The organism is Algimonas ampicilliniresistens (assembly GCF_030159955.1).
In the GTDB taxonomy this organism is placed as follows: domain Bacteria; phylum Pseudomonadota; class Alphaproteobacteria; order Caulobacterales; family Maricaulaceae; genus Litorimonas; species Litorimonas ampicilliniresistens.
The window spans coordinates 546014-572902 of the sequence record NZ_BSNK01000001.1 but is presented as its reverse complement, the minus strand read 5'-3'; the positions used below and the strand labels follow the sequence as shown (position 1 = coordinate 572902).

Sequence of the window (26889 nt, the reverse complement as noted above, 5' to 3'; positions counted from 1 at the left end):
CTTATATGTTGTCTCCTAATGCTGGCGATGCCCGCTTTTGCCAGCGATCTTGTGCCGCTCCCAAACCAGTCTGCAGACGTCGACTGGCCAACGCAGCAATGGTCAAGCTCACCCCCCTCGTCAGAACAACAAGCCGGGATCGACGCTCTGCTAGATCCTGTCTTCGCCACTGAGATTGGAGAGGGCCTCGGCGAAACACGCGCCGTTGTCATCATCAAAGCAGGAGCCGTTGTTCATGAACGGTATCGCGACGGGATAACGCCTGAGACCCGCCACGTCAGTTGGTCCATCGCCAAATCCGTGACTCAAGCCCTTGTCGGTCGCGCGGTCATGACGGGCCTGATCGAATCAATCGACGATCCGATGCCCGCTGCGTTTGAGAATGGCGATCCTCGCGGCGATATTAGCTGGCGCCATTGGATACAAATGCTCGATGGTCTCGACTATGCCGAATATGGCGTCCCAGGGCTCGATAATGACGCGACACAGATGATCTTTGGTCCCGGAAAATTTGATGTGGCGGCCCATGCCCGTAAACATTTTCCAGCCGCCCATACGCCTGGAGAGCATTGGAATTATTCCACAGTGGCCTTCCACCTCATCGCGCGCGCTATGCAGGCTGAACTCCCGAATACGTGCCTGACAGCGGGGCAAAATCCGCGCACCTGCAAAGCGAACCCAAGCATTATGAGCGATTGGGTCGATCAAGTTTTATTCCAGCCTCTGGGAGTGGACGCAGTGGAGGAGTATGACGCGGCGGGCACGATGCTCGGCGGATCCAGCATCTATATGAGCGCCCGTGACTATGCGAAATTCGGCTTGCTCTTTTTGCGCGACGGTATCTGGAACACAGAGCGTTTGCTGCCAGTAGGCTGGGTCGACTTCGCCCGTACTAATCCTGAAAGCAGTGATGATAATGGCTATGGGGGTGGGTTCTGGCCATCCCCCGAACAACCGGACAATGCTGAGCTGATCTTCCCAGCCCCATTAGATGCGTTTCATGCCGGAGGGCTGGCGGGTCAGATCATTTGGATCGTGCCATCGCGCGACCTCGTTTTCGTGCGGGTTGGGCTGATGACCGATACGACGGACAATTGGAACACTCTGTTCAAGCTTGGCCAAGACATTGGTGCCGTCCTTGATCAGCCCTAGATCCTTGCTGAAACCGTAATGCCATCCTGTGTTCATCCGTGATATGCGAGAGGTCGGGGCGAGGATGGAGGCCAGCATGAATTTTGGCAAAATAACGTCAGTCGCTGCGGGTTTTGGCCTTATGGTCAGCGCGTCTATGGCGACCCCTATATTCGCACAGTCTTCCCCACAGACAGCCGACATATCGCCCATACTGCTGATTGAGACAGGGCCGAGCGACAATGCCGACTATCGGCGGATGGTGTTCGTCAAATATATCTCCGGCAACGCCGTAACTGTTGCTTACAAAGCCTATAACCGCGCTGAATTCATTCAGGTCCCCGACACGACTCCAGACACGCTGATCCAGGCGTGCCTCAATGGTCCGGCCACAACTTTAGAAGAGATTGAGGCCTATCAGCTCGATGAGGCTGAAGCGCGCGACGAAAGCCAGATGCCGACCATTACTCATTTCTGCATCAAAGGCGTTTCAGAATGGGAAGCAGGTAATCGCTCTATTTATCTCGACCCAATTTTCGAGGGTATGCCTCACGCAGCAGCGCTCAACAACTAACGCGCGACGGCGTACTCCCTTACTTACCTTGCCAATTTTCAATCTATCTTGCCTGAATCCTGATTGACTACAGATGTAATCGCCCTTAACGGCTACAGGTGTAGTCGATAATTTGAGGGCATATGATGCAGCGGCGAATTGCCAAATCCGAACTGGATGTGATGGAAGTGCTTTGGGTGCGACCCGGCCTCGCGGCTAGTGCCGTCCATAGCGCGTTACCAGAAGGCGATGCGCGGTCATTGCAGACCGTCAAAACTCTACTATCCCGGCTTGTTGAGAAAGGCGCCTTGCGGTCCGAGCCCGACGGTCGGCGCTTTCTCTATCACCCCTTGATCACGCGCGACGAATATACTGCCAGTGCCACTCGACGCTTTTCAGAGCGTCTTTTTGGCGGACGCGCCGCGCCGATCGTTGCTCATCTCGCGAAAGGAGACGGGCTCTCAGATACCGACATCGCGGAACTTGAAGCGATCATTCGGGAGCTAAAAGGCGATGACTGAAACCTTCGCCACCACAGTGATTGCTGTCAGTGTTTTGCTGGCAATGGTTCTCTTAACCCGCCGCGCCGTCGCCCGACATTTCGGGCCACGTGCTGCCTATGCGCTTTGGCTCCTGCCAGCGGCGCGCCTGTTTATGCCTTCAATTGCCCTTCCGTCAGGATGGTTTCCAAACCTCACGCCCGCCACACAACCTGCGCCGCCGATGCCCACAGGGGTGTGGAGAGCGGTCGCAGTTCCGCCCGACACGCCTTCAGCTTTTGTAACGGCGGCCGAAGCGCCCGACATCATTCTGCCTGTGCTCATTTCCATCTGGATAATCGGCATCGCCGTGGGTTTAATCTGGGCGCTCAGATCACAGCGCATGCAAGCCCGTCATATCCGCCAAACCACAGTCACAGTACCTGATGAGTTACGGAGTGATATCGACCGGGCTGCGCGCCTGTCAGGCCTATCCAAGACCCCTAATATCAGAATGAGCACACAGAATGACGGCCCGCTCGTCGGTGGATTAGTCCGCCCTGTTATTGTTCTGCCAAAAGACTTCATGACCCAGTTCACACCGACACAGAGACGCCTCGCGCTACTGCACGAAATGACTCACCTTCGTCGCGGTGATTTGTGGACGGCCACAGCCATGCTGGCTTTCCGATTAGTGAGCTGGCCGAACCCGCTCATCCATTGGGCTTGGCCACGCTTTCGCGCTGATCAGGAAGCGGCGTGCGATGCCAGCGTCTTGCGCCGGGTCGGAGAAACAGCCCGCGCTGACTATGCGGAAACGCTGCTCACGGCTGCGAAAACGGACATCAAAACGACCGGGCGTGCCGCCCGAGTTCCCGGGACAGGTCTAACCTTGTCCCTCCATCACCCCATAAAGGAGAGACTTATGACTTTGGGATCGAATACGAATAAAAAACACGGTGCAACACGATGGGCGCTCGCCAGCCTCTTGCTCGCCGGAACCGCGATCAGCGCACCGCTCAGCATGGCGGATGATCAGGTCGCCCCAACGCCCCCAACCGCTGCAGAGGCCCCAAGTGAACCGAAGATAACAACCAATAAAACGATGCGCGTTTTTGTCAGCACCGATGCGGACAGCAAAGGCTATGAAGTTCGCGAAGTGAATGGCGTCAAAACCTATCTGCGCGTCAGCCGTGACGGAACAACTGAGACGCTAACCAAAGAAGAGCTAGAAGCGGAATATGGCGTTGATTTCGACAAGATAGCCAATCCGCCACATCCGCCACTCCCACTCCGTCTAGACGGTGAACCGGGTCTGAGAGCTATGGTGGCCCCTCACCTGCCGCGGAACATCCAAAAAACGGTCATTGTCCGTAAATCCGATGATGCTGAAGACGGCTCCTACGAGATCAAAATCGAAAATGACGTAAAACGCGCCTTCCGCATTGATGAGGACGGGACGAGAACCGAAGTTGATATCGACGAGATTGGCCAAATCGCTGATATTGACGTCGAAGTGATGGGCGGCGCGCATGCCTTTGCCTTCCCAGCCCTACCGGATGGACAAAAACGGCTCTTCCTTAATTCAGACGAAGACATGAGTTTCTGGGTAGATGGGGACGAGACGGGCGAGAATATCTTTACCTTTAATGCAACTGGAATCGGCGGATCCGAAGCCAGATTACGTTCTGCGAAATCCATGATCGAAGCAACGGACCGCATGATCGCATCTATGCGCGAAGATGCGGACGGGGCAGCCGATAAGGACCTCCGCAATGCCGAGCGTGAATTGGAAAAAGCTCGCAAGGCGCTCGAAAAGGCGATGGAAGCGGTCAGGAAAAGCGAAGAGCGCTAAGTACAATCCACAATAATTACTGAGGTTTTCTCTTAAACCTTGGTCACAAGATGACGCCCCGCTTTGTACCTGAGCGGGGCGTCGCTATGTAGGGTGTATGAAACAGGCATTTATTTCGGCGCTCGCCGCCACGGCATTCGGGTTTTCCGCACCCGCTTTGGCGCAATCATCGCTCCTCTCTACTATTCGAGAGGTCCCGACCTCGCAAATGGAGGTGCAGCTCTCCTACGCGCCCGTGGTCGCCGAGACGGCCCCTGCCGTGGTCAATATTTTCACGTCACGGACGGTTAGTCGCCGCCAGACAACTGGATCGGATTTCTTCGACCGTATGTTCGGTATGGGTCGCGCCCCACAGGAGCGGGTAGAAAACTCGCTTGGCTCTGGTGTGATTGTTCGCTCCAACGGCACGGTCGTTACCAACGCGCACGTCATTCGCGGCGCGGATGAGCTCCGCGTCGTACTCAATGACCGCCGTGAATTTGATGCCACCGTCGTCGCCCAAGACGACGAAATCGACATTGCTGTCCTTTCCATCGACACGAAAGGCGAACAATTGCCAACCTTGCGGCTGCAAACCGATAGCGACCGGGAAATTGGCGATATTGTACTGGCCATCGGCAACCCGTTTGGCGTTGGCCAGACCGTGACCAGCGGAATCATCTCCGCTCTTGGCCGCACCAATGTGTCTAACGTCAGCTCTTTCATCCAAACAGACGCCGCAGTGAACCCCGGTAATTCCGGCGGTGCGCTGGTCAACCTCTCGGGTGAGCTCATCGGGGTGAACACGGCGATCTTCTCACGCTCCGGCGGGTCCAATGGGATCGGATTTGCTATTCCGGCTGAATTGGTCGGACGCGCCGTGGATAGCGCCTTGTCAACCGGTGAGATTGTTCGCCCTTGGATCGGCGCACGGACCGATGCGGTCGATGCAACAATGGCTTCAGCCCTCGGGCTCGACCGGGCGCGCGGTGCGGTCATCAATGAATTACTAGACGGTGGCCCAGCAGACCAAGCCGGCCTTGAAAAAGGCGATGTCATTCTGTCCGTCGATGCGACCGAAGTGAATGATGATAGTGGCCTGCGCTTTAAACTGGCGACGATGAAAGTCGGCGATAGGCCGCGGGTGCGTTATGTTCGCGATGGCCGCGAGCGCACAGCGACAATACGCATTGATATCCCGCAGGAAAATCCGGACCGGGACGAACGCCAGCTCCTCGGTATCCACCCGCTCGACGGCGCCACCGTGGTCAATATGAGTCCCGCCTTGGGCGAAGAGATGGGGTTTGATCCTTATCTGTCCGGCGTCATGGTTCTGAAAGTTCCGCGTCGCTCAGCCGCCTATGTCAATCGGCTTCGTCCGGGAGATTTTATCATCAGCGTCAATAACCGCATTGCGGACACGACGCAGGATGTCGACCGATCGCTCGCGGCAGAAGATGGCACAGATCTGTGGGAAATCGAGATCGAGCGGCAAGGCCGAATTGGTCTTTTGCCTGTTCGCGCCCTGCCCAACCCGACCTGATCAGGACAGCTAGCGCTGAACACCCTAACTTGAACCTGTCAGCGGGACGCGTATAGGCGCGCCCATGCAAGCCTATCTATTAGTCGCTCTCGGTGGGGGGATTGGCGCGGTGAGTCGTCATGGTCTTGGCCAGATTACACTACGCGCCTTTGGACCGGGATTTCCTGTCGGCACGCTCGCTGCGAACCTCATCGGCGGTCTTTTGATGGGTCTGCTAGCGGGATGGCTGGCGACAAAGGATGGCGGGAATAATCTTCGACTGTTTCTCGGCGTCGGCCTGCTTGGCGGCTTTACAACCTTCTCAGCCTTTTCCCTTGATGCCTGGCTAATGCTGGAAAAAGGTCGTTATGGATCGTTTCTGGCTTATGTCGGCGGCTCTGTCATCTTGGCGATTCTCGCCTTAGCTATGGGTCTCATTCTAGCCCGAAAGATGTTCGCATGAGCGGTGTTCAGCAACTTGAAGTCCCCGAGCATGATGCGGGGCAACGATTGGACCGCTGGTTCAAACGGCTCTTTCCGCATGTTCCGCATGGCAAAGTCGAAAAGCTCATGCGCACTGGACAACTCCGCGTCGACGGCAAGCGCGCCAAAGGTAATCTACGCATTGAAGCCGGTCAGATCGTACGGATCCCACCCCTGCCCGATCCGTCCGAGGTCAAACGCGAAGCCAGTGAACGTGATCAAGATCGGCTCAGTCGGCTCGTCATCTATGAAGATGATGAACTGATCGCCATTGATAAGCCGTCGGGCCTCGCTGTTCAGGGCGGGTCAAAGACAACCGAACATATCGACGGCATGTTGCCGGACGGATACCGATTGGTGCACCGGCTCGACCGCGACACCTCCGGTGTATTGTTGATCGCCAAATCCGCCGCGGCCGCCAAATGGGCCGGACGGGCGTTTCAAAGCCGCCGCGCAGAGAAAGTCTATTGGGGCGTGACCAATGGTGTTCCGCGGCCGCTCTCCGGCGAGATCGCGGGCTATATGGCCAAGGGCGAGCTCGATAACCGCTTCGGCAATATTCACATGGGCAAGGAAGTGATGATGGCCGTGCGTCATGGCACTAAAGATTCCAAATATGCCCGGACCTTGTATGAGGTCGTTGCCACTGCGGGCGCCAAAGCGGCCTTCGTTGCCATGATGCCTATGACCGGACGGACACATCAGCTCCGCCTACATATGCAAATCCTCGGCGCGCCTCTCGCGGGAGATCCAAAATATATGACGGATCGCCCCCTGCCCGGGGGATTGGATAAACGCCTCCACCTCCACGCTCGGTCGCTGACCATTCCGCGTGAAGGTCGCGATCCGGTCTCTATAACCGCGCCGATGCCGTCCCACATGAAAGGCGCGTTCAAACTCTTCGGTTTTTCTGAGAGCGAAGCCAAAGTCGATTGGGACGCACTGCGCTAATGGCGAAGCGGTTTTACACCGACGTCACGGTCGATCACGACGCGGACGGTCATTTCGTGCGGCTTGATGGGCGCGAACTCAAAACGCCGGGCAAGCAGCCAATCCGCGTGCCTCACGCCGCGATCGCTGCGCAAATTAAAGCAGAATGGAGCGCCGTCCCACAGGCGATAGACGGGGATATTGATCCAACCGTCATGCCGGTCACTCGGCTCGCTAATGTCGCCAGCGAAGGTGTCAGCCAGCGACGCGACGAGCTAATCGCTGAAGCCCGAAAATATGCCGGATCAGACTTACTGTCCTACCGCGCGCCGGATCCGCAGGATTTTGTCGCGCGCCAAGCGGCGGCCTGGAATCCATGGCTCGATTGGGCGCGAGCGCGCGGGGTCGCGCTTGAAACAACGGACTCTATTCGCGCGATTGAACAGGATCCGACCAGTCTCGATGCGGTCGCAGACTATGCCACGCCCTTGTCCGATTTCGCTCTGACACTGTTCGTGCATCTGGTCGCCGTTTATGGATCCGCCGTCCTCGCCATGGCCGTCACAGACGGGGCGCTTGATCCTGCTGAGGCGTTCGACCTGTCGCGCATTGATGAGCTTTATCGCTCAGAAATATGGGGCGTTGACGAGGATGACGAACGCGTCCGGCTGGCGCTGCGAACGGAGACCGAGACACTGGGCAAGCTCGCCATTTACTTCAAGACGATTTGAGCCAGACTCCGCTAGCCAAATTACGCCGTCATGCTAGGCAGGGCTATGGATGGCAGCTTCCTTCTTTCGGTCTTTATCTTCCTCTGCGCCGCCTGTGTGCTCGTCCCCATTAGCAAACTGTCGGGTCTCGGCTCTGTCATTGGCTATCTTATTGCCGGCGTCCTGATTGGCCCCAGCGTATTGGGGCTGATTACCGACCCCATCACGATCTTACACTTCGCAGAATTTGGCGTCGTCATGATGCTGTTTTTGATCGGGCTGGAATTGCAACCGCGAAAGCTCTGGGCAATGCGCGTCAAGCTGCTCGGACTTGGCGGATCACAAGTTGGGCTGACAATGATTGCCATCGCCGGAATCGCGATGATAGCCGGGTTCTCGACTGGCGAAGCATTCGCCGTCGGCATGGCGCTCGCCCTATCCTCAACCGCGATAGCGCTGCAGACCTTGCAGCACCGGCGCCTGATGGCGGAACCTGAAGGCCAGAACGGATTCTCAGTCCTGCTGTTTCAGGACGTCATCGTCATCGCGATGATCGCCATGATGCCCATCCTTGCAACCATGACCCCATTTGAGGGTGTCGCGAGTGACTATGGCAGCGAGCCCCACGGCCCAACGGGCATCTGGCTCGGCGTGGCGACCATCGGAGTTTTTGTCGGCATGTTTCTCGGCGGTCGATATCTACTGACGCCGCTATTCCGTATCATCGCCAGATCCGAAGTGCGCGAGACGTTCACCGCCGTTTCGCTGTTGCTCGTCGTCGGGTCCGCCCTACTCATGAACTGGCTGGGTCTATCGCCAGCCTTGGGCGCCTTCATTGCCGGTATGGTGCTGGCCGATAGCGAGTATCGCCATCAGCTAGAGCGCGATATTGAGCCGTTCAAAGCGCTACTGCTTGGCTTATTCTTCATCTCGGTCGGGATGAGCCTCGACCTGTTTTTCATTGCGTCAGAACCCGTTCTCGTGATCGGGCTTGTCATCGGATTGATGGCATTAAAGTTCATCATCTTGATGGGGGTCGGTAAGATGTTCGGTCTGGCCCGCAAGCCACGCCTCTTCTTCTCTGCGCTCCTCTGTCAGGCGGGTGAATTCGGCTTTGTCATATTTACCTTCGCCACGACAGAAGGCGCGATCCGCCCTGAAACGGCCAGCGTGCTGACCGCCGTGATTGCTCTGTCTATGGCTCTGACACCGCTGATCTTGCTCTTATTTGACCGCATGGTCCTGCCGCGTTTTAACGTCGCGTCGAGCACCACGGGTGAAAGCCCCGTCAACCAGCATCATCCTGTGATCATTCTCGGTTATGGCCGAATCGGACAAATTATTGGCCGACTACTGGAAGCTCAGGGCATTCCCACAACGCTGATCGACAATAATGGCGATCACATCGAATTCCTGAAACAGTTTCACCACCGCGTCTTTTATGGCGATGCGACCGATATGGAATTATTGCGGCTCGCCGGTGCCAAAGACGCGAGCATCATAGTCGTCGCCATCGCCAACAACACCGAGTTGGTGCGCGAAATCAAAGCCGAATATCCGCACGCCAAACTGATCGTTCGAGCCCGGGGCCGTCCGCATCTCTTTGACCTGCTGGCTGAAGAAGTTCACTTCGCTGAACGCGAAACAGTGCGCGGCGCCTTAGCCCTGGGCGAGGCTGTGCTGATGGCGATGGGCGTAAATGAGGAAGAAGCCGAGATGCTCGCCCAACGTTTCCTTGAGTTAGACTTTGAGAACATTCAGCAAACCTATCACCTGCGCGGTGACATGGGCGCTCTCGCCGAACAATCTGAAAAAGCGCGCGCTCTATTGAAAGAAACACTGGAAGAAGAGCTGAAACAACGTCGCACCGGAAAACTCTAGCGTCGTATCGATAACCGCTCGGGTTAGATCATAACGCACGGCGAATTATTATTTGAGGGGAGTATCATGAAACGCATCATCACAGCAGGTGTGAGCCTGCTTGCGCTCAGCGCAATCGGCCTGTCCGTGGTCCCCGCTTTGGGGCAAGACGCGGACGAGGCATTCAAACACTTCACCGCCGAACGCGTGTTCGATATTGAATATGCCAGTGACCCACAGATTTCACCGGACGGGCGAACAATTGTCTATGTTCGTCGTTCCATGGACCGACAGACGGATACGGACCGAGGTGATCTCTGGACGCTAGATGTCGCGACCGGAGCTCACCGTCCTATGATCGTTGGCGGAGCCTCTAAAGGCTCACCGCGTTGGTCACCAGATGGCACACGGCTTCTCTATTCAACGTCTACAGACGATCGACCTGACCTACGCATTCATTATATGGATAGCGGCAATAGCGTGTCACTCGGCCAATTCTACGAAGGTCCCGGCAGCACATCTTGGTCACCAGATGGCAAGACCATCGCCTTCACAATGTTCGTCCCCGGCTCAACGCCTGCCTTTGCAAAACCGATTGCGACGCCCAAAGGCGCGACTTGGTCGGAACCCGTGCGGGTTTTTGACGATATGACGTTCCGCTTCGACGGAGCCGGTTATCTGCGCGAAGGCGCAACTCATACCTTCACCATTTCAGCCGATGGTGGCTCGCCGCGTCAAATCACCTCTGGCGATGTTGATTTCTCTGGCCCCGCTTGGCTCGGGAATGACCGACTATTGGTGGTCGGCAATATGGCTGACGACCGCGAAATGGACCCGATCGAAAGCGAAATTTACGCGGTCCGTTTGGATGATTTGTCTATATCACCGCTGACACAGCGCGATGGCCCTGACGGCAACCCCACCGTCTCTCCCGATGGCAGCAAGATTGCCTATCTCGGCTATGATGATCGGCTGCGGGCTTACCAGCAATCCGAACTTTACATCATGGATGTAGATGGCCGGAATTCTCGCCGCCTCGCTGCCGATCTAGATCGATCATTTGGTAGACTGGCTTGGGGTTCCGACAGCGAGACACTTTACGCACAGTTCGAAAATGCCGGCGTCATTGATGTCGCATCTGTCGACACACGAACAGATCGCGTCCGCACCCTATTGACTGGCATTGGCGGCACATCGATTGGACGACCCTATGCGAGCGGTAGTTTCAGCGCATCGAAGACTGAGACACCGACATTTGCATACACAGCCGGGTTCACCGACAGACCCGCCGAAGTGGCTGTACAGCGCGCCACGGCCAAGCCGCGTATTTTGACAGAGCTGAATGCTGACATTTTGCCCTATCTCGACATGGCCCCTATCGAAGAGTTCAAAGTGACTTCGAGCGTCGATGGACGTGAGATTGAAGCGTGGGTCGCCCTGCCGCCCGGGTTTAAAGCCGATGGCAGCTATCCACTCATCTTGGAAATCCACGGCGGACCACAGACCATGTATGGTCCGTTTTATTCGAGCGAGATTCAACGCTTCGCAGCCGAAGGCTATGTCACTGTCTACGTCAATCCACGCGGCTCTACAGGGTATGGTGACGACTTCGTTCAGCAGATCGACAAGGCCTATCCGGGCGATGATTATCAAGACCTCATGGATGTGGTCGATGATCTGGTCGAGCGACGCTACGCCGATTCCGAGCGGTTATTTATAACCGGGGGCTCTGGCGGTGGTATCTTGACCGCATGGGCCGTCGGCAAGACGAACCGGTTTGCCGCGGCTGCATCCGTCAAACCCGTTATCAATTGGATGACCATGGCGCTGGCCGCTGATATTGGTCAGTTTGTCCGTCGACACTGGATCCGCGCAGACCCCTGGACAGACCCAGGTGCTTATCTTGATTTCTCGCCGATCATGCTGGTTGAAAATGTCACGACGCCGACGCTTTTAATGGTTGGGGAGGCAGACTTCCGCACCCCGGCTTGGGAGGCGGAGCAGTTCTACACGGCTTTGAAAATGAACGGCGTCGACACGGCCCTGATCCGCATACCTGGCTCGCCCCATTATATTGCCAGCCGCCCCAGCCGACTAATTGCCAAGACAGACAATATCATGGGCTGGTTCGCGAAATATGATGTGAAAAAGAAAGAAGATTCTGAGACGGGCGACTAGCCTGCCAGACCAAAACTGGGGCGCGGTTGGTATTTAGCTCCTCCGCCGCTCCCCCATATTGGATTTGAGAGCCTGCATGGCGGAGCGGATCCGAGTTTTGACCGTGCCAAGCGGGAGTCCCGTTTCTTCCGAAATTTCCTTATGGGTTTTGAATTCCATATAGGCCATGTGGATCGCCGTTTGCTGCGACGGCGTCAGTCGCGCGATCTCTTCCTGCAGCCAGCTCGTTTCCTGTTGCTCCATATAGCCCGTTTCCGCGCTGGGCACTTCATCGTCAGCAATAGTCTTCATCAGCTCCGGATCGCGGACATCAACGCGGCCATGTTTGCGCTGGTGATCGATCCAACGATTGCGGGTCATGCGGTAAACCCATGTCGCGAATGAGGCTTTCGCCGGATCAAACATATGCGCCCCGGTCCAGACCTTGAGCATAACATCCTGCACGACATCCTCGGCCGTGGCATCGCCCGCGCCACGCGCCATCAACCAGCCTTTGAGTTTGGGCGTATAAATATCAAATAAGGCAGACAAAGCTTTCGCATCTCGGTCTTCAGAGATAACCTTAAGCCACGCTGCATCGCGCTTGGATGCCGACAGCGATTTTGGGCTTTGCGTCACGGATCGCGGCTTAGAGACAGGTTCGTTTGAGTCCGGGTTCTCAGGAGGCGCGCCGCTCAACTTTGTCTCCCTCCCACTTTCTTCCAAAGATGGAAGGCCTTAGCTATCTAGCGAGGCTCATGACGGCTAATAATAGCCTAAACCTGCGTTTGTATAATTCGCCTTCTTATCGCTGTCATCTAAAACAAATTCGGCACCTAGAAATGGCCTGATCACATGTGAACTGCCAACTATCCCTATTTAGCGTTTATCCGAGGTTGTATCGACCCGTCACACTCCATATATTTCTGTTATGACAGAAACAACGAAAACCATTGAAATTATGCCGGAAGCAGTCCGGCGTTTCATTCTTCATTGGGGCGATATGGGCCAGCAATGGGGCGTTAATCGCTCCATCGCCCAGATCCACGCACTCCTCTATATCAGTGAACGCCCCTTACCGGCGGACGTAATTAGTGACTCACTGGGCATCGCGCGCAGTAATGTCAGTAACTCGCTAAAAGAGTTGATGAGCTATAAAATTGTTCAGCGCGTGCCTGTCGCCGGAGAACGCCGCGACCACTTCACCGCTGAGACCGATGTCTGGGAATTGGCAAGACGGATCGCTGCCGTTCGTAAAGCGCGAGAGATCGATCCCGCGCTTGAGACGCTCGCCCATTGTTTAAGCGATGCGGATGGCGACATGCAGGTCACGGATGAGCAGAGACGGCGCTTGCGCGAAATGCATGCCTTCACTGCCGATATGGACCGATGGTATACGCAAATGCAGGCTGTTCCCGTACGCACACTGACCCGCCTTGTGCGACTTGGCGATCGGATCGTCGCGCTGCTGGGTTTGACGGCTCGGTAGAACACCGCGCCATCTTCTACCGGCAGGACGGGTCGCGGCTAAGCCGCGCCCAGACAGAGCCGATTAGGTAAAGACATATTCCCCAGGGGACTTTGCCACGGGTGGATTCGCTTTATTGCCAAGCTTCTTCGGCGCTGGCTTCATCTCGCCAGATCGCTCTCCGAGCCAATCACGCCAACGTAGCCACCAGCTCTCGCCATAACTTTCTGCCCCATCGAGCCAGCGATCGGCGCGTGGGGGGAAGTCGGCATTGTGGAAATATTGCGCCTTCGGATTACCGGGCGGGTTGAGCAAGCTCTGAATATGGCCCGAATTGGATAGGACGAACGTCACGTCCCCGCCAAACAGGCGCACATTGCGGTAGCAAGCTTTCCACGGTGTGATGTGGTCGGTGATACCGGCCATCATGAAACAATCCTGTGTGATCGCGGACAAGTCGATGACATGGTCCATAAAGACCTCAGATTTGTCAGGACGGAAACTCCGCAACTGGAAGATATCCAGATAGTCAGAATGTAGCTGTGCAGGTAGATTCGTGGAATCATTATTCCAGAACAACACATCAAAGGGCGGTGGGTTTTCGCCAAGCAGGTAATTATTGACGACATAGTTCCAGATTAAATCATTGGGCCGCATCCACGCAAAGGACCGCGCCAGCTCATCGCCCGCCAGAATACCCTTTTTCTGAGAGTGTTTGCGGGCTGATTCAATCGCCGTATCCGTGACGAACAGTCCGACTTCTGAGTCTGTTTTCTTACCGTCGAGTACGGACACCATCAGTGTGAAGGCATTGATCCGGTCATCCCCGCGGGCCGCCAGTTCCGATAACATCAGCGCCATCGTCGTCCCGCCGGAACACGCGCCCGTGACATTAAGGCGCGGCTCGCGCGTGATTTTGCGCACTGCATCTGACGCTGCAATGAGCTCCTCTACATATTGCTCAAGCCCCCAATGGGAGTGCTGACGGCTTGGATTGCGCCAAGACACGGCGAACACCTGAAAACCGGACTTGAGCAGGAAGCGGATCATCGACTTATTAGGTTCGAGGTCCACAGCATAATATTTGTTGATTTGCGGCGGGATGATCATCAACGGCGTTTTGCGCACCTGATCCGTTTGCGGCTTGTACTGGATCAGCTCCAACATCTCGGTTTTATAGACCACAGCGCCCGGCGTGTTGGCGATATTCTCGCCTACCTTAAAGGGACGGCCATCAACCTGGCTTGGCATACCGCCATTATTTTTCAGATCCTCATAGGCATTCTTCAAGCCTCGGACGAGTGACATACCCCCTGTCTCATAAAGCTTCTTCATCGCCGCCGGATTGCCCATGAGTGAGTTGGTTGGCGCGAGCGTGTCACCGATCAGGTCGGTCACAAACTTGGCGCGCGCCTTGTCGGCGGGGTGCATATTTGAATCATTGATCCAGCCATCCAGTTCACGCCGCATGGCGAGCCAGCTTTGCAAGCCGCGTTTATAGATTGGGTTTTTGGACCAGGTATCATCCTGGAAGCGGCGGTCTTTGGGATGCGGGGCCAATTCGCTATCGCCTTTGACAATGTCGAGCAGTTCCTTGCCATAAGCGCCGACATGTTTGGCGAAGGGTTTAGGTTGCTTGGCGATGTAGCCCGCCATGATACCTAATGACTTGACCACTTCGCTACGCCGGAAGCCGACGAGCGAATTCACAGCGGTCGTCGTTTCAGCCGCTTGTGATGCGACTTTTTCTTTTTTGATGGCCATTGAGGCGTCTCTCCCATGTTCCCGACTGATCATCCTTAGCCATAGATTCAGATTGTTACAAACAAGCGTTGTTCAACATTAGGTCAGAGCGGTCGTCCATCTATCGATAGGGCATAAAAAAACGGCGTGTGCAGGGGCTGCACACGCCGTGAGACGTCGGAACTGCGAGGTTCTCGGGGAAATGGGAGAGAGAGGTCGTCGCGGCCCGGGTCTGCGGAGAAGAGGCCTTAAGCGGCTTTCTTCTCAGCCGATTTCGCTGTTGCGACGTCGGCTTTAACAGTTTCAGTCTTGGTTGTGACTGTCTTCGTTGTCTTGCGCGGTGTCGACGCTTTCTTCGACAAAGCAGCAATTTTCTTGTTCAGAGTAGCAACTTCGGCTTCCAGCTCTTCAACGCGGTTGTCGCGGCCACCGAAAGGAACAACGTTCTTGACGGTTTCAACACTGTCTTCAACGAGATCAGACGCTTTAGCGCGTGCTTCTTTGGTCAATTCCAGACCTTTACCTTCGAGCTTTTCGCCTTTTTTGACGAGTGTTTCGAACAGGTCGCCAGACGCGTTTTTCAGCTGCTCAGCGCGGAATTGTGCGCGCTCATACGCCAGACCGTGCAGGCCGATATAGGCCAGTGCGCCTTTGCGCAGGTTGGAAACGTCGACTTTTTTAGTCGCTTTGGTGTTTTTCTTAGTGGTTTTAGCTTTAGCCATGATCTTAGTCCTATTGGTTTCAAATTCTGTGGCCGTCGCGATGACCGCGCGGCTTCGTTCATGAGACCTATTTAGGGACTGATTTTAGAAACCGCGTCCTAATTGGCCTGTGTGCCCAGTCGGGTCTACGGCGCAGCGGAGCAAAGCCGTCCGTCGAGCGCACCGCGTTGTCGTGGTGACACAAAAAAGCCCCGACCAGAGCCGAGGCTTTACAAACTGACTGCTGGCTCAGACCTAGCGAAGCGATCCCTTCGCGCTTTCACGTCGAGCGAACCAAACCTCCACAAGACCAATAACAACTACGATAAGGGGCATCACCCAAAAGGTGGCACCGCCCGCCTCTCTGAGCGGAGTGCTGATGAAGTTGGGAATGAAGCAGATGATAGCGGCGATCAGCGAGATGAAGAAAATTGTCGCAGCCAGGCGACGCCGCAAAAGCAAAAGAACGGACGCCAACAAACCACCCCATACAGCCAAAGCAAAAGCCGCTAAGGCCCAACTCGGATAGAAATCGCGGGCCGCTGCCATGACGTCGCCATGCATCTCGGCGTACTGCGCGTCGGTCAGTGTCACCTCTAAAACGTAGAGATAACAACCAAACGCATTCCAAAGTAGGAAAATGCCAGCAATCACCCAGAACCAAATTGTAGGTTTTTTCATGTCACGCTCCATTGAATACTGACGGCGTCGAAGCCGAGCCTAGCTCAAAGTCCCGTTGGCGCTATTGCGACGTCCGAACCAAACGGCGAAGATCGAGATCGCCACTGCGATAATAATGAAGATCGTCCCAACCAGTCCCATGATTGGAAGTCCGCCCGTCAGGACGAAATAAAGCATGTTCACGATCAGACCCAGTAGAGCCAAGAGGAACACTGGAACCGCCAATTTCTTGCGAAGCAGCATCAATAACCATCCCAGTACACTGCCCCAGATGGCGATCGCCCAAGGCCACATCAGCCAGTTCGGGAAGCTATTATAATAGTCCAACGTCTCAGCCGGGATCTTCCCCATATATTCGGCGTTTTCAGTGACAACCATCAGATAATCATATCCGCCGCCAATGCTCCACAGCAGCCCCAACACACAGATTACCCAATACCAAATCGATGGTTTGTTCATGTCACGCTCCTCACAGTTATATTTCTTCACTTATTTCAATGTTCCGTCAGCGACCTTCCGCCGGGCGAACCAGACGAGGAAAACCGCCACAATCGGGATCAGAAGAACCATGACCCAAGCCCCGCCCTCGACAAATTGGTAAGTCCCATGAATGAGATAATAGATATGCTGGATGACGACGCAGAGCAGTGACAGCAAAAGTGGCCAGAGCGCCCATGTCTTACGCAGCAACAAACCCAAACAACCAAGCGCGCCACCAAAGACCGCCAGCGCGAAGGCTGCCGTGTACCAAGCGGGTTGTGCCATCATCATCGCGGCCGCTTCTGGCCCATGTATTTGAACTAGCTGAGCCTCGTCTGACATCGCTTGTGAGATGTAAGCGCCGACACCCATAAGATTCCAAACGAAGGCTAAGCCTGAAATCGCCCAATACCCAATCGATGGTTTGGTCATGTCACTCTCCCCAGAGATTAGGGAGACCCTGCCAAAGTGTCGCAGGGGAGTCTAGACGCACCTTCTAAGGCCCTGTTCCAAAACAAAAAACCCGGCGAATAGGCCGGGCTCAATGCTAGAGATTTAGCAGCAAACGCTACAGATCAAGCAGCAGGCGTTCGGGATCTTCGAGGCATTCCTTGACCCGTACGAGGAAGGTCACAGCTTCTTTGCCGTCTACGATACGGTGATCATAGCTGAGCGCGAGGTACATCATCGGGCGAATGACCATTTCATCATTGACCACAACCGGGCGCTTCTGAATCGTGTGCATACCGAGAATGCCCGACTGCGGTGGGTTCAGAATGGGTGAGCTCATCAGTGAGCCGTATACACCGCCATTGGAGATCGTGAATGTCCCGCCGCGCATATCATCCATCGACAAATTGCCGTCACGTGCCTTCGCGCCGAGCTCGCCAATGCCCTTCTCGATCCCGCCGAGGGACAAGACGTCCGCATCGCGCAGCACGGGGACAACGAGACCTTTGTCAGTCCCGACCGCAATGCTGATGTCGTAGAAATTTTTATAGATGATGTCCGTGCCGTCAATCTCGGCATTGACGGTCGGCACTTCTTTAAGCGCTTGGACACAGGCTTTCACGAAGAAGGACATGAAGCCAAGCTTCACGCCGTGTTTCTTGAGGAAGACTTCTTTATACTTCGACCGGATCGCCATGATCTCGGACATGTCCGCTTCATTATAGGTCGTTAGCATGGCCGCAGTATTCTGAGCGTCCTTGAGGCGACGCGCGATAGTCTGGCGCAGGCGCGACATGCGTACGCGCTCTTCGCGCTCACCCGTTTCGCGCGGCGCTGATGGCGCGACGGGGGCCGGAGCCGAAACAGACGGCGGGGTTGGCGCAGCCGCCGGCGCAGCACTCTTTTTCGCTGATCCGTCCGAAAGAGCCTGAGCCGCATCGGCTTTCAGAATACGACCATCCTTACCGGATCCCGTAATCTTAGAGGCGTCGAGATCGTTTTCGCGAATGATTTTGGCCGCGGCGGGCATCACGCGCGCATCATTTGGGACGTCGTCAAAATTGGTGCCCGACACGCCAGCTAGACCACCGCCTTCATCACCTTTGGCTGCTGTCGCAGGTCCGGGAAGATCGCCGGTCGACTGGCTTTCGCCAAGGCGGGCAAGGGTTTGACCAATCGTGGCAATATCGCCTTCGGCTACGAGAATTTCTGTCAACACGCCCGACCGGGGGGCCACAAGTTCTTGCGCCGCTTTGTCCGTTTCCAGTTCGACGATCGCTTCGTCTTTCTCAACAGCATCGCCCACCTGTTTCATCCAACTGGCGACGGTCACTTCGGACACGCTTTCCCCGACATTCGGGACATTAATGTCAATTGAGGAGCCGCTACTTTTGTTGGAGGCAGGAGCTTCCGTCTGAGCTTTTACTTCGGCATCACCTTTGACCGCCTCTTTTTTCGCGGCAGCTTTTCCAGATCCTTCGCCCATTTTGGCAATCAGCGTGCCGACCGCAACGGTCTCACCTTCAGCGACTAGAATTTCGGACAGAACCCCATCTTCGGGCGCGACCAATTCTTGGCTCGCTTTATCGGTTTCGATCTCGACGATCGGATCGTCTTTCTTCACCGTGTCACCCGCTTGAGCCATCCAGCTCGCAATGGTGACTTCGGAGACGCTTTCGCCGACATTAGGAATTACGATATCAGTCATAGTGTCTGCTTAAGTCCGTTAGATCGATTTGCCAGTAAAATAAGGATGACGCTGCAGTTTCGCTACTTTGCGAATACACCATCAAAGATAGCTTGCTGCTCTTTCTTGTGCTTCGCGGCAATCCCGGTCGCGGTCGACGCGGCAGCTTTGCGACCAACATAGCGTGGCCGTGTGTTCTCGGCCCCAATCTCTGTCAGTGTTTCTTCAAGCAGGGGTTCGATGAAGCTCCAGGCACCCATATTCTTAGGCTCCTCTTGAGCCCAAACCATGTCAGCCTGTTTGAAGCGTGACAGCTCTGTCTTCAGGGCCGTGTCTGGATAGGGATAGAACTGCTCAACCCGTAACAGATAGATATCGTTGCGACCCAACTCTTCGCGCGCCTCTAAAAGATCGAAATAGATTTTGCCGGAGCAGATCACGACGCGTTTGATCTTCTTGTCGTCGACCAGTTTCACTTGGAAAGCGTCTGGGCGATATTCTGCATCGTCCCACAAAACGCGGTGGAAGAACGTATCCGGTCCCATTTCCTCGAAGGTCGAGACGCAGAGTTTGTGCCGCAACAGGCTCTTCGGGCTCATAATGATGAGCGGCTTGCGGAAATTACGGTGCAATTGGCGGCGCAGAACATGGAAATAGTTGGACGGCGTCGAGACGTTGCAGACCTGCATATTGTCTTCGGCGCACATCTGCAGATAGCGCTCAAGACGCGCCGAACTATGTTCCGGCCCCTGCCCTTCATAACCATGCGGCAACAGCATGACGAGCCCGCTCATGCGCAACCATTTCTGTTCGGCTGAGCTAATGAACTGGTCGACCATAACCTGCGCGCCATTGGCAAAATCACCAAATTGCGCTTCCCAGATCGTCAACGCTTGAGGCGCTGTCGTCGAGAAGCCATATTCAAAACCGAGAACAGCTTCTTCGGACAGGTGCGAGTTGAGCACCTGATAATATTGTTGGTCATCAGACAGGTTGTTGAGCGGCGTATATTTTTCTTCTGTTGTCTGATCGATGAAATGACTTTGGCGCTGGCTGAATGTGCCGCGTTCTGAATCCTGACCTGACAGCCGAACCGGATGACCTTCCATGACAAGCGATCCGAAAGCGAGATGTTCGGCCAGCCCCCAGTCAATATCGTGACCCGCTTCGACCTTATCTGCACGCATTTTAATAATGCGTTTCAACGTCCTATGGATATTCACATGGTTGGGTACCGTTGTGATCTTTGTCCCGATTTCTTTCAACGTCTCAATCGGAACGCCGGTCACACCTCGGCGCTTTTCATCATCCATAGAAGGTAGCGAAATCCCGGTCCAGACGCCATCTAGCCAGTCTGGCGCCTTGGTCTCGAAGTTCTTGGCTTCATCAAATTCTTTATCCAGAAACGCGTAGAAATCGTCGACACGCTGCGTGTGTTCCGCGTCGGTTAGATCGCCTTGCGCAATCAAGCGCTGGGCATAGATTTCACGGGACGACGGTTTATCGCCAATGACTTTGTACATGATCGGCTGGGTGAAGCTGGGGTCATCGCCCTCATTATGCCCATAACGGCGATAGCAGACGATATCGATCACGACGTCACGGCCAAATTTCTGACGATATTCAGTCGCGATACGTGCTGCATATACGACGGCTTCTGGGTCATCGCCATTAACGTGTAGCACGGGCGCTTGGACCATGAAGGCCACGTCCGAACAATATTGACCGGAGCGATATTCATCCGGTGTCGTCGTAAAGCCGATTTGATTATTGACGATGACATGGATGGAGCCGCCCGTCCGGTACCCGGCCAGTTGGCTGAGTTGGAAGGTTTCCGTCACCACACCTTGGCCCGCAAAGGCACTATCGCCGTGCAACAATACCGCCATGACCCGCTTCGGATTATGCGTGCGGTAGGTGCCAGACATGGATTGCTGTTTCGCGCGCGCCTTGCCGATCACGACTGGCGCAACGACTTCCAAATGCGATGGGTTCGGGGCCAGCGAAAGATGGACCTTGTTACCGTCAAATTCACGGTCGTCTGAGACGCCCAAATGATATTTCACATCGCCGGAACCAAAATCCTCTGCCCCAGACGCGACGCCGCCGAGAAATTCGTAGAAGATCGCAGAATATGGCTTCTGCATTACGCTCGCCATAACGTTCAAGCGCCCGCGATGTGGCATGCCGAAGTTTATGTCCTGAAGCCCCAACTGGCCGCCGCGTTTGATGATTTGTTCCAGTGCCGGAAGCAGCGCTTCCGCCCCATCGAGGCCAAAGCGTTTTGTGCCGGGATAGCGTTTATGGATCAGCTGTTCGAAGCTTTCCGCCTCAATCAACTTCTGCAGGATTGCCAGACGGCCCTCTTTGGTGAAGCTGACCTGCTTGTCTGGCCCTTCGATGCGCTCTTGAATCCAAGCTTTCTCTTCCGGGTCGGAAATATGCATGAATTGCACACCAATGGTCGAACAATAGGTCCGTTGCACAATCTCTAGGATATTGTTGATCGTCGCATATTCCAGCCCCAGAACCCCGTCGATAAAGATTTCTCGGTCACGATCGTCCGGGCCAAACCCGTATGTATTTGGATCCAACTCTGGATGCGTGCCCTGCTTACGCAAACCCAAGGGATCAAGATCAGCAATCAAATGACCCCGCACACGATAGGCACGGATGAGCATCAGTGCATGCAGTGAGTCTTTCGCGGCCTGACGCACTTGATCGGCGGAAAGATCAGGTTGTTTCGTGGCAATTTTAGCTTCTGCAGCGACAGCATTATCGCCCCAATCGCCCGTCAGCGCATTCGTCAGGTCGCCATTTGGCGTGGGGGGCCAATTGTCCCGTTTCCAGCTGGGCCCATCAGCATTGGCGCGAGCATTTTGTCGGTCCTCGCCCAAAGCATCAAAATAGGCACGCCAGCTCGCATCAACGCTGGCCGGATTGTCGGCGTATCTTGCTTGCATTTGTTCGAGGTAAAAGGCGGACCCTCCGTCAAGAAAGTCGGTGTCAATGAACGCCTGGTTCAGCTCGGTGCGCTTGGCCATGTAGGAGTCTTTTCGCTCAGTAATTTACCGTCGCTTAACGCAAACGGCTTGCCCTGTCATCGGGGGTTAATGGTCAATACAGTGTGAACATGAAGTCCGTTGCAAAAAAGGCGGGCCAAGTGGCCCGCCCCATGTCTCACAGGTGTAAGCCTTTCGAACTATCGGTTCGGTAGATAGGCCGTGACCTTGGTTTCAATAATCGCCCCATCTCCGCCATAGAGACGATCAACACCGATCAGAGTCCAACTCGGATAGGGCGCCGCGACCCGCTCGGCCTTGATACCCCAGAGTGGGCCTAAATGCGCATCCAGATCAGTTGTGTAACTTGTGACATCGACGACATCCGACCAGTCAGCCCCGACTTCTGCTAGGATCATCTCGATCTCATCGAAAGATCGCTCAATCGCAGGCTCGATAGACGTTTCGCCGTCTTCCACGATGGCCAGCACGCCCGAAAGATAGAGCATATCGCCTGCGCGAGTCGCCGGCGCATATTGCAGCTCATCATAAGTCTGAGCCAACGCGTCTGGGACAATGGTCTGACGCAAAGACTTCGACGTCGTATCCGCATTGATCGTGGTCGAGCAGGCAGACAGCAGAAGCGCGGCGACAGCTAGGGATAGATATTTCATCCGTTCAGCACATCCATCAGCGTCGTGCCGAGACGGGCCGGGCTGTCTGATACGCGGATACCCGCTTTTTCCATCGCTGCGATCTTGTCTTCCGCGCCGCCTTTGCCGCCAGAGACGATTGCGCCTGCATGGCCCATCGTGCGTCCGGGAGGGGCCGTGCGGCCCGCAATAAAGCCAACCATCGGCTTGGAGCGGCCCTTTTTGGCCTGATGCGCGATATATTCGGCCGCTTCTTCTTCGGCCGTGCCACCGATCTCACCAATCATGATGATCTGCTTGGTGTCGTCGTCATTGAGGAACAGTTCTAGACAATCGATAAAGTTCGTGCCGTTGATCGGATCACCGCCAATACCGATAGCCGTCGTCTGGCCCAAGCCGACCTGCGTTGTCTGGAACACGGCTTCGTAAGTCAGCGTACCAGAGCGCGAAACTACGCCGCAGGACCCTTTTTTGAAAATCTTGCCCGGCATGATGCCGATTTTGCATTCGTCAGGGGTCAGAACGCCGGGGCAGTTCGGGCCGATCAATCGGGACTTGGACCCAACCAGTGCGCGCTTAACCGGGATCATATCGCGCACAGGGATGCCTTCGGTGATCGCAATGATCAACGGCACCTCAGCGGCGATGGCTTCCATGATAGAATCAGCCGCAAAGGGCGGCGGCACATAGATAACCGACGCGGTTGCGCCCGTCGCGTGAACCGCTTCCGCGACCGTGTCGAAATTCGGCAGATCCAAATGGGTTGTTCCACCCTTACCTGGCGTTACGCCCGCAACCATTTTGGTCCCGTATTTGATGGCCTGTTCCGTATGGAACGTGCCGGTCTTGCCGGTCATACCCTGAGTAATGACCTTAGTGTCTTTATTGATGAGGACTGACATGTAGCTTCCTAGTCTTCGTATTTTGAGGTCGTCTAAAGAGCGTCTGCGGCGCGTTAGCCTGCGACAGCCTTGACGATTTTCTGTGCGGCGTCATCGAGGTCATTGGCGCTGATTACGTTCAGGCCGCTATTATCAATAATCTCTTTGCCCTTTTCGACATTCGTGCCTTCAAGGCGAACGACGAGCGGGACTTTCAGGCCGACTTCTTTGACCGCATCGACCGTACCTTGGGCGATGATGTCGCATTTCATAATACCGCCGAAAATATTGATCAGAATGCCTTCGACCTTGTCGTCAGATGTCAGGATCTTGAATGCAGCGACGATATTTTCTTTCGTCGCGCCGCCGCCAACATCGAGGAAGTTGGCTGGCTCTGCGCCGTAAAGCTTGATGATGTCCATGGTCGACATGGCCAGACCCGCACCATTGACCATGCAGCCAATATTGCCGTCGAGCGCGACGTAAGAGAGGTCGTATTTCTCGGCCTCGACTTCTTTCGCGTCTTGCTCCGTCTCGTCACGCATCGCTTCGACATCGGGGTGGCGATAAAGCGCATTACCGTCAAAGCTGATCTTGGCATCAAGGCAGTGCAAGCGACCATCCTCGGTGACGATCAACGGATTGATTTCGAGCATCGCCATGTCTTTAGCGAGGAAGCCGTTATAAAGGATTTTGCCGAGTTTTCCGCACTGTTTGGCGAGATCACCGGAGAGACCCAGTGCTTTGGACAGCGTGCGGCCATGATGCGGCTGGAAGCCTGTGGCTGGGTCAATGTCGAAATTGATCACTTTTTCAGGTGTGTCATGCGCGACGGCTTCAATATCCATGCCGCCTTCAGTCGAGGCGATGAATGACACGCGCGATGTTTCGCGGTTAATGATGATGGAGATGTAAAGCTCGCGCTCAATGTCGGAGCCATGTTCGATATAGAGGCGGTTGACCTGCTTGCCGTCTTCGCCGGTCTGCGCCGTCACGAGGTGCGCGCCAAGCATTTGCTCGGCATTCTCAACCACTTCGTCGACAGAGAAGGCAAGGCGAACGCCGCCTTTTTCGCCGGCGCTGGGCTCAATAAATTTACCTTTGCCGCGTCCGCCCGCGTGGATTTGGGATTTCACAACCCAGAGAGGGCCGCCGAGTTTTTCGGCAGCGGCGCGGGCTTCGCTGGCTTTGAAAATCGCAATACCTTCGGAGACGGGCGCGCCGATCTCTTTCAATACTTGTTTGCCCTGATATTCATGGATGTTCATGGAATGGTGGTCCGTCGGTTAAGGGAGTCGGGCGCGTTATAACGCCCCTCGCCTTACCCGCAACCGCGCTTTGTGGCTTGAGTCATCCCAAGCCGAAAACAATCACATGCATGAGGCGGCCGGGCAGCATGGATAAAATACCGGGAATAAGCAGCGCGCCAAAGAACATGCCCGTCACCGCCCGCTTGTGATGGCGCACATTGCCTTTGCGAATATGATGGACCGCTTCCCAAGCCCCAATGAAGGTGACGGGCACAAAGATGTGGATCCAGGAAAAGCTGCCATCATTGATCTGGCGAATAAAGATCGCTGAGATGGCCGTGGCTAACATGAAGACCAGAAACACTTTCCCCATGCGCTTATGCGACGTGTCGCCCTTGCGCCGCGTGAAAATGAAAACCCCGAAGATCAGCGATATAATCGCGACGATGATGTGGATTTGCACAGCCAGGCTGGCTTTGAAGAAATACTCGATACCCATAACGCTCTCCTGTTTAGCTTGAGCGCTTTGGAGCAGGCCTAGTCAGGCACCGCCAGCAGCTTTGCATGAAGCGACAATCCAACATCGCGAACCGACTTGAAAATCGCGGCCCTGCCGTTCACGAAGCGCGAATGACGTCCTTCAAACTCCACTGGAATCACTGATAGTCGTGCGAATCCCCAAAAAACGCATCGCATCCTTTCTGATCACTCCGCTATTGGCCGGGTTGGTACTGACAGTGCTGGCACCGTTCGGCACCCATAGTTTCAACCTCTTGGGTCGCGCGGCCTTTTGGATCGGGATGTCCCTCGCAGGTGGGCTCGGCGCTCTGTCGGTCCAGTGGGCCGCGAAACGCTGGACGCCCCCAATGACGGGCTGGCGTTATACGCTACTCCAATCTCTAGGCGCGACGCTCGCCGTGGCCCCCTTCGTCATTGGCGGCTTTGGCTATGGGTTCGGGCAAACCAGCCCGGCGAGCCTGTTGATGACCCTGTTCTATATCTGGGTGATTGCCATCGTCATCACTGCGGTCGGCGAATTAGCAGGTCGTCAAGCTCCGAGCCCGGAGGATGAGGACTCAAAGCGCCCCGCCTTGATGGACCGCCTGCCCCTGCAAGTTCGAGGGGCCGACCTCTACGGGGTCACGTCTGAGGATCACTATATTCGTATTCACACGAGCGCGGGCAGCCATATGGTTCTGATGCGCTTAGCGGATGTCGATGGCCTGGCCCGACCTGTGAGTGGGCTCAGCCCGCACCGATCCTGGTGGGTCGCAGAAGACGGGGTCGGTCAGATCAAGCGCGACGGCAGCAAATTCGTGATTGAACTTAAAGACGGCACAGATGTGCCTGTTAGTCGAGCGGGAGCTCAGCGGCTACGCGAGGCAGGCTGGCTCAGCTAACGGTCGACGGGTTGGACGATTTTTAGAGAAGTCTTAGAGATCGCCGGAGCGTCTAATTCATTGGCGGACGCTTCAACGGCGATGACGTAAATAGCGCTCACAATGACGGCCACGACGATAACGGCATCCAAGGCCAATCGCGTCAAACCAGGTTTCGTCACCATTTTCATACGCTTCGCGCCAATCTACGCGTCTACCGAACCTAACTCTTCCTAGCAAGATCCGGGCCGACAAGGATTTTGAGCGCATAAATCCTGCTTCGCCGCAGAAGTATAGAGCCAATGTCTGTCACCTTAACCCGGGTTAAAAATCTTGCCCATAAACATGGCACAGATCGGTCGTGACGCCCGGAATTCCGTCTTCCAAAGCGTAGAGTCGCCTTGATCCTAGCGCTTCGGCTGTCTTCTCCGATCCGATATTCCCATCGGCGATCACATGAATGACGGAACTCCAACCCAATCCGTCACGCACATAGTCCAAACAGGCTCGACCGGCTTCTTTAGCATAGCCTTTACGGGTGTGAGCTGGATGAATGGTCCAGCCGACTTCCGGCGCAGGCCAACCTTCCGGAAACCAAGGCCCAACCCGCCCAACCCACTGGCCCGTCTCTTTTTCAATGACTGACAGAAATGAGTAACCGCGCACCTGATGGTGCCCCAACATCATGGCAATGGATCGCCAAGTTTGAGCGCGATCCATCGTCTTACCACCCAGATAGCGCATGGTCGGAGCGTGGGCATAGGCCTCGCACACAGCGTCTATGTCGCGAACGATATCCAGCGGGCGTAAAATCAGACGTTCTGTCTCTAATGTTGGTTTCAACTGCATAATTCA

The 26889-nt window shown here is 55.4% G+C and carries 26 protein-coding genes; 12 read left to right on the top strand and 14 right to left on the bottom strand.

Annotation, left to right across the window (positions count from 1 at the left end; translation table 11 throughout):
• The first annotated feature begins 18 nt into the window (after positions 1-18).
• The 10 genes from QQL54_RS02550 (at position 19) to QQL54_RS02505 (ending at position 11680) form a co-directional block, all read left to right on the top strand.
• Positions 19-1152 carry a serine hydrolase domain-containing protein gene (locus QQL54_RS02550; RefSeq protein ID WP_284387177.1) on the top strand — a complete coding sequence of 378 codons (1134 nt, stop codon included), beginning with the start codon at positions 19-21 and terminating at the stop codon, positions 1150-1152.
• A gap of 76 nt (positions 1153-1228) precedes the next feature.
• A complete protein-coding gene (locus QQL54_RS02545; RefSeq protein WP_284387175.1) occupies positions 1229-1705 on the top strand; it encodes a hypothetical protein in 477 nt (158 codons plus the stop codon).
• 122 nt (positions 1706-1827) lie between these two features.
• Positions 1828-2205: a BlaI/MecI/CopY family transcriptional regulator gene (locus tag QQL54_RS02540; protein WP_284387173.1), complete on the top strand. Its 378-nt coding sequence runs from the start codon at positions 1828-1830 to the stop codon at positions 2203-2205.
• Positions 2198-4018 (top strand): M56 family metallopeptidase, encoded by a 1821-nt coding sequence (locus tag QQL54_RS02535; protein WP_284387171.1) that lies wholly within the window; start codon positions 2198-2200, stop codon positions 4016-4018. The genes QQL54_RS02540 and QQL54_RS02535 overlap by 8 nt, the downstream gene beginning before the upstream one ends.
• 97 nt (positions 4019-4115) lie before the next feature.
• Positions 4116-5540, top strand: coding sequence for a Do family serine endopeptidase (locus QQL54_RS02530; protein WP_284387169.1), 1425 nt, complete (start codon positions 4116-4118; stop codon positions 5538-5540).
• Positions 5541-5604: 64 nt separating this feature from the next.
• Positions 5605-5982 carry a fluoride efflux transporter CrcB gene (crcB, locus tag QQL54_RS02525; protein WP_284387166.1) on the top strand — a complete coding sequence of 126 codons (378 nt, stop codon included), beginning with the start codon at positions 5605-5607 and terminating at the stop codon, positions 5980-5982.
• Positions 5979-6953, top strand: a complete 975-nt coding sequence (locus tag QQL54_RS02520; protein ID WP_284387164.1) for an RluA family pseudouridine synthase — start codon at positions 5979-5981, stop codon at positions 6951-6953. Before crcB ends, QQL54_RS02520 begins: the two co-directional genes overlap by 4 nt.
• Positions 6953-7663 carry an ATP12 family chaperone protein gene (locus tag QQL54_RS02515; protein ID WP_284387162.1) on the top strand — a complete coding sequence of 237 codons (711 nt, stop codon included), beginning with the start codon at positions 6953-6955 and terminating at the stop codon, positions 7661-7663. Before QQL54_RS02520 ends, QQL54_RS02515 begins: the two co-directional genes overlap by 1 nt.
• Positions 7664-7693: 30 nt before the next feature.
• A complete protein-coding gene (locus tag QQL54_RS02510; RefSeq protein WP_284387160.1) occupies positions 7694-9523 on the top strand; it encodes a monovalent cation:proton antiporter-2 (CPA2) family protein in 1830 nt (609 codons plus the stop codon).
• A 66-nt stretch (positions 9524-9589) separates the two neighbouring features.
• Positions 9590-11680 (top strand): alpha/beta hydrolase family protein, encoded by a 2091-nt coding sequence (locus QQL54_RS02505; protein ID WP_284387157.1) that lies wholly within the window; start codon positions 9590-9592, stop codon positions 11678-11680.
• A 33-nt stretch (positions 11681-11713) separates the two neighbouring features.
• Here QQL54_RS02505 and QQL54_RS02500 read toward each other — a convergent pair whose 3' ends face one another.
• The gene (locus QQL54_RS02500; protein WP_284387155.1) at positions 11714-12358 is read right to left on the bottom strand and encodes an RNA polymerase sigma factor; all 645 of its coding nucleotides are present in this window, start codon (positions 12356-12358) and stop codon (positions 11714-11716) included.
• A gap of 232 nt (positions 12359-12590) precedes the next feature.
• Here QQL54_RS02500 and QQL54_RS02495 point away from each other — a divergent pair, with 232 nt between their 5' ends.
• Positions 12591-13148, top strand: a complete 558-nt coding sequence (locus tag QQL54_RS02495) for a GbsR/MarR family transcriptional regulator (RefSeq protein WP_284387153.1) — start codon at positions 12591-12593, stop codon at positions 13146-13148.
• Between the two features lie 63 nt (positions 13149-13211).
• On the opposite strand, the gene QQL54_RS02490 is transcribed toward QQL54_RS02495, so the two are convergent.
• From QQL54_RS02490 to QQL54_RS02440, 11 genes are all read right to left on the bottom strand, one after another.
• The gene (locus tag QQL54_RS02490) at positions 13212-14891 is read right to left on the bottom strand and encodes an alpha/beta fold hydrolase (protein WP_284387152.1); all 1680 of its coding nucleotides are present in this window, start codon (positions 14889-14891) and stop codon (positions 13212-13214) included.
• 227 nt (positions 14892-15118) lie between these two features.
• Positions 15119-15592, bottom strand: a complete 474-nt coding sequence (locus QQL54_RS02485; protein WP_284387150.1) for a hypothetical protein — start codon at positions 15590-15592, stop codon at positions 15119-15121.
• Positions 15593-15826: 234 nt separating this feature from the next.
• Positions 15827-16252: a hypothetical protein gene (locus QQL54_RS02480; protein WP_284387148.1), complete on the bottom strand. Its 426-nt coding sequence runs from the start codon at positions 16250-16252 to the stop codon at positions 15827-15829.
• Between the two features lie 39 nt (positions 16253-16291).
• The gene (locus tag QQL54_RS02475; protein WP_284387146.1) at positions 16292-16711 is read right to left on the bottom strand and encodes a hypothetical protein; all 420 of its coding nucleotides are present in this window, start codon (positions 16709-16711) and stop codon (positions 16292-16294) included.
• Between the two features lie 30 nt (positions 16712-16741).
• Positions 16742-17164, bottom strand: coding sequence for a hypothetical protein (locus QQL54_RS02470; RefSeq protein ID WP_284387144.1), 423 nt, complete (start codon positions 17162-17164; stop codon positions 16742-16744).
• 136 nt (positions 17165-17300) lie between these two features.
• The gene (odhB, locus tag QQL54_RS02465) at positions 17301-18890 is read right to left on the bottom strand and encodes a 2-oxoglutarate dehydrogenase complex dihydrolipoyllysine-residue succinyltransferase (protein WP_284387142.1); all 1590 of its coding nucleotides are present in this window, start codon (positions 18888-18890) and stop codon (positions 17301-17303) included.
• Between the two features lie 62 nt (positions 18891-18952).
• Positions 18953-21913 (bottom strand): 2-oxoglutarate dehydrogenase E1 component, encoded by a 2961-nt coding sequence (locus QQL54_RS02460; protein WP_284387140.1) that lies wholly within the window; start codon positions 21911-21913, stop codon positions 18953-18955.
• A 158-nt stretch (positions 21914-22071) separates the two neighbouring features.
• Positions 22072-22545, bottom strand: coding sequence for a Rid family hydrolase (locus QQL54_RS02455; RefSeq protein ID WP_284387138.1), 474 nt, complete (start codon positions 22543-22545; stop codon positions 22072-22074).
• Complete coding sequence (gene sucD, locus QQL54_RS02450) at positions 22542-23426, bottom strand: succinate--CoA ligase subunit alpha (RefSeq protein ID WP_284387136.1); 885 nt, start codon at positions 23424-23426, stop codon at positions 22542-22544. Before sucD ends, QQL54_RS02455 begins: the two co-directional genes overlap by 4 nt.
• A 53-nt stretch (positions 23427-23479) precedes the next feature.
• On the bottom strand, positions 23480-24673 hold the full coding sequence (sucC, locus tag QQL54_RS02445; protein WP_284387134.1) for an ADP-forming succinate--CoA ligase subunit beta: 1194 nt from the start codon (positions 24671-24673) through the stop codon (positions 23480-23482).
• Positions 24674-24755: 82 nt separating this feature from the next.
• Entirely contained in the window at positions 24756-25154 is a 399-nt protein-coding gene (locus tag QQL54_RS02440) for a DUF2306 domain-containing protein (RefSeq protein ID WP_284387132.1), read from the bottom strand.
• A gap of 169 nt (positions 25155-25323) precedes the next feature.
• Here QQL54_RS02440 and QQL54_RS02435 point away from each other — a divergent pair, with 169 nt between their 5' ends.
• Positions 25324-26055, top strand: a complete 732-nt coding sequence (locus QQL54_RS02435; protein ID WP_284387130.1) for a LytTR family DNA-binding domain-containing protein — start codon at positions 25324-25326, stop codon at positions 26053-26055.
• Here the strand turns inward: QQL54_RS02435 and QQL54_RS02430 are convergent.
• Positions 26052-26219, bottom strand: a complete 168-nt coding sequence (locus QQL54_RS02430) for a hypothetical protein (RefSeq protein WP_284387127.1) — start codon at positions 26217-26219, stop codon at positions 26052-26054. The genes QQL54_RS02435 and QQL54_RS02430 overlap by 4 nt on opposite strands.
• Before the next feature lie 139 nt (positions 26220-26358).
• Complete coding sequence (locus QQL54_RS02425) at positions 26359-26883, bottom strand: GNAT family N-acetyltransferase (RefSeq protein ID WP_284387125.1); 525 nt, start codon at positions 26881-26883, stop codon at positions 26359-26361.
• Positions 26884-26889: the final 6 nt, after the last annotated feature.

Coding starts and splice junctions, on each gene's coding strand:
- QQL54_RS02460 (WP_284387140.1), bottom strand. CDS start 21,913: ATGGCCAAGCGCACCGAGCTGAACCAGGCGTTCATTGACACCGACTTT.
- crcB (WP_284387166.1), top strand. CDS start 5,605: ATGCAAGCCTATCTATTAGTCGCTCTCGGTGGGGGGATTGGCGCGGTG.
- QQL54_RS02470 (WP_284387144.1), bottom strand. CDS start 17,164: ATGACCAAACCATCGATTGGGTATTGGGCGATTTCAGGCTTAGCCTTC.
- QQL54_RS02475 (WP_284387146.1), bottom strand. CDS start 16,711: ATGAACAAACCATCGATTTGGTATTGGGTAATCTGTGTGTTGGGGCTG.
- QQL54_RS02430 (WP_284387127.1), bottom strand. CDS start 26,219: ATGGTGACGAAACCTGGTTTGACGCGATTGGCCTTGGATGCCGTTATC.
- QQL54_RS02455 (WP_284387138.1), bottom strand. CDS start 22,545: ATGAAATATCTATCCCTAGCTGTCGCCGCGCTTCTGCTGTCTGCCTGC.
- QQL54_RS02515 (WP_284387162.1), top strand. CDS start 6,953: ATGGCGAAGCGGTTTTACACCGACGTCACGGTCGATCACGACGCGGAC.
- QQL54_RS02540 (WP_284387173.1), top strand. CDS start 1,828: ATGATGCAGCGGCGAATTGCCAAATCCGAACTGGATGTGATGGAAGTG.
- QQL54_RS02505 (WP_284387157.1), top strand. CDS start 9,590: ATGAAACGCATCATCACAGCAGGTGTGAGCCTGCTTGCGCTCAGCGCA.
- sucD (WP_284387136.1), bottom strand. CDS start 23,426: ATGTCAGTCCTCATCAATAAAGACACTAAGGTCATTACTCAGGGTATG.
- QQL54_RS02440 (WP_284387132.1), bottom strand. CDS start 25,154: ATGGGTATCGAGTATTTCTTCAAAGCCAGCCTGGCTGTGCAAATCCAC.
- QQL54_RS02510 (WP_284387160.1), top strand. CDS start 7,694: ATGCTAGGCAGGGCTATGGATGGCAGCTTCCTTCTTTCGGTCTTTATC.
- QQL54_RS02535 (WP_284387171.1), top strand. CDS start 2,198: ATGACTGAAACCTTCGCCACCACAGTGATTGCTGTCAGTGTTTTGCTG.
- QQL54_RS02425 (WP_284387125.1), bottom strand. CDS start 26,883: ATGCAGTTGAAACCAACATTAGAGACAGAACGTCTGATTTTACGCCCG.
- QQL54_RS02495 (WP_284387153.1), top strand. CDS start 12,591: ATGACAGAAACAACGAAAACCATTGAAATTATGCCGGAAGCAGTCCGG.
- QQL54_RS02530 (WP_284387169.1), top strand. CDS start 4,116: ATGAAACAGGCATTTATTTCGGCGCTCGCCGCCACGGCATTCGGGTTT.
- sucC (WP_284387134.1), bottom strand. CDS start 24,673: ATGAACATCCATGAATATCAGGGCAAACAAGTATTGAAAGAGATCGGC.
- QQL54_RS02490 (WP_284387152.1), bottom strand. CDS start 14,891: ATGGCCATCAAAAAAGAAAAAGTCGCATCACAAGCGGCTGAAACGACG.
- QQL54_RS02485 (WP_284387150.1), bottom strand. CDS start 15,592: ATGGCTAAAGCTAAAACCACTAAGAAAAACACCAAAGCGACTAAAAAA.
- QQL54_RS02550 (WP_284387177.1), top strand. CDS start 19: ATGCTGGCGATGCCCGCTTTTGCCAGCGATCTTGTGCCGCTCCCAAAC.
- QQL54_RS02480 (WP_284387148.1), bottom strand. CDS start 16,252: ATGAAAAAACCTACAATTTGGTTCTGGGTGATTGCTGGCATTTTCCTA.
- QQL54_RS02545 (WP_284387175.1), top strand. CDS start 1,229: ATGAATTTTGGCAAAATAACGTCAGTCGCTGCGGGTTTTGGCCTTATG.
- odhB (WP_284387142.1), bottom strand. CDS start 18,890: ATGACTGATATCGTAATTCCTAATGTCGGCGAAAGCGTCTCCGAAGTC.
- QQL54_RS02520 (WP_284387164.1), top strand. CDS start 5,979: ATGAGCGGTGTTCAGCAACTTGAAGTCCCCGAGCATGATGCGGGGCAA.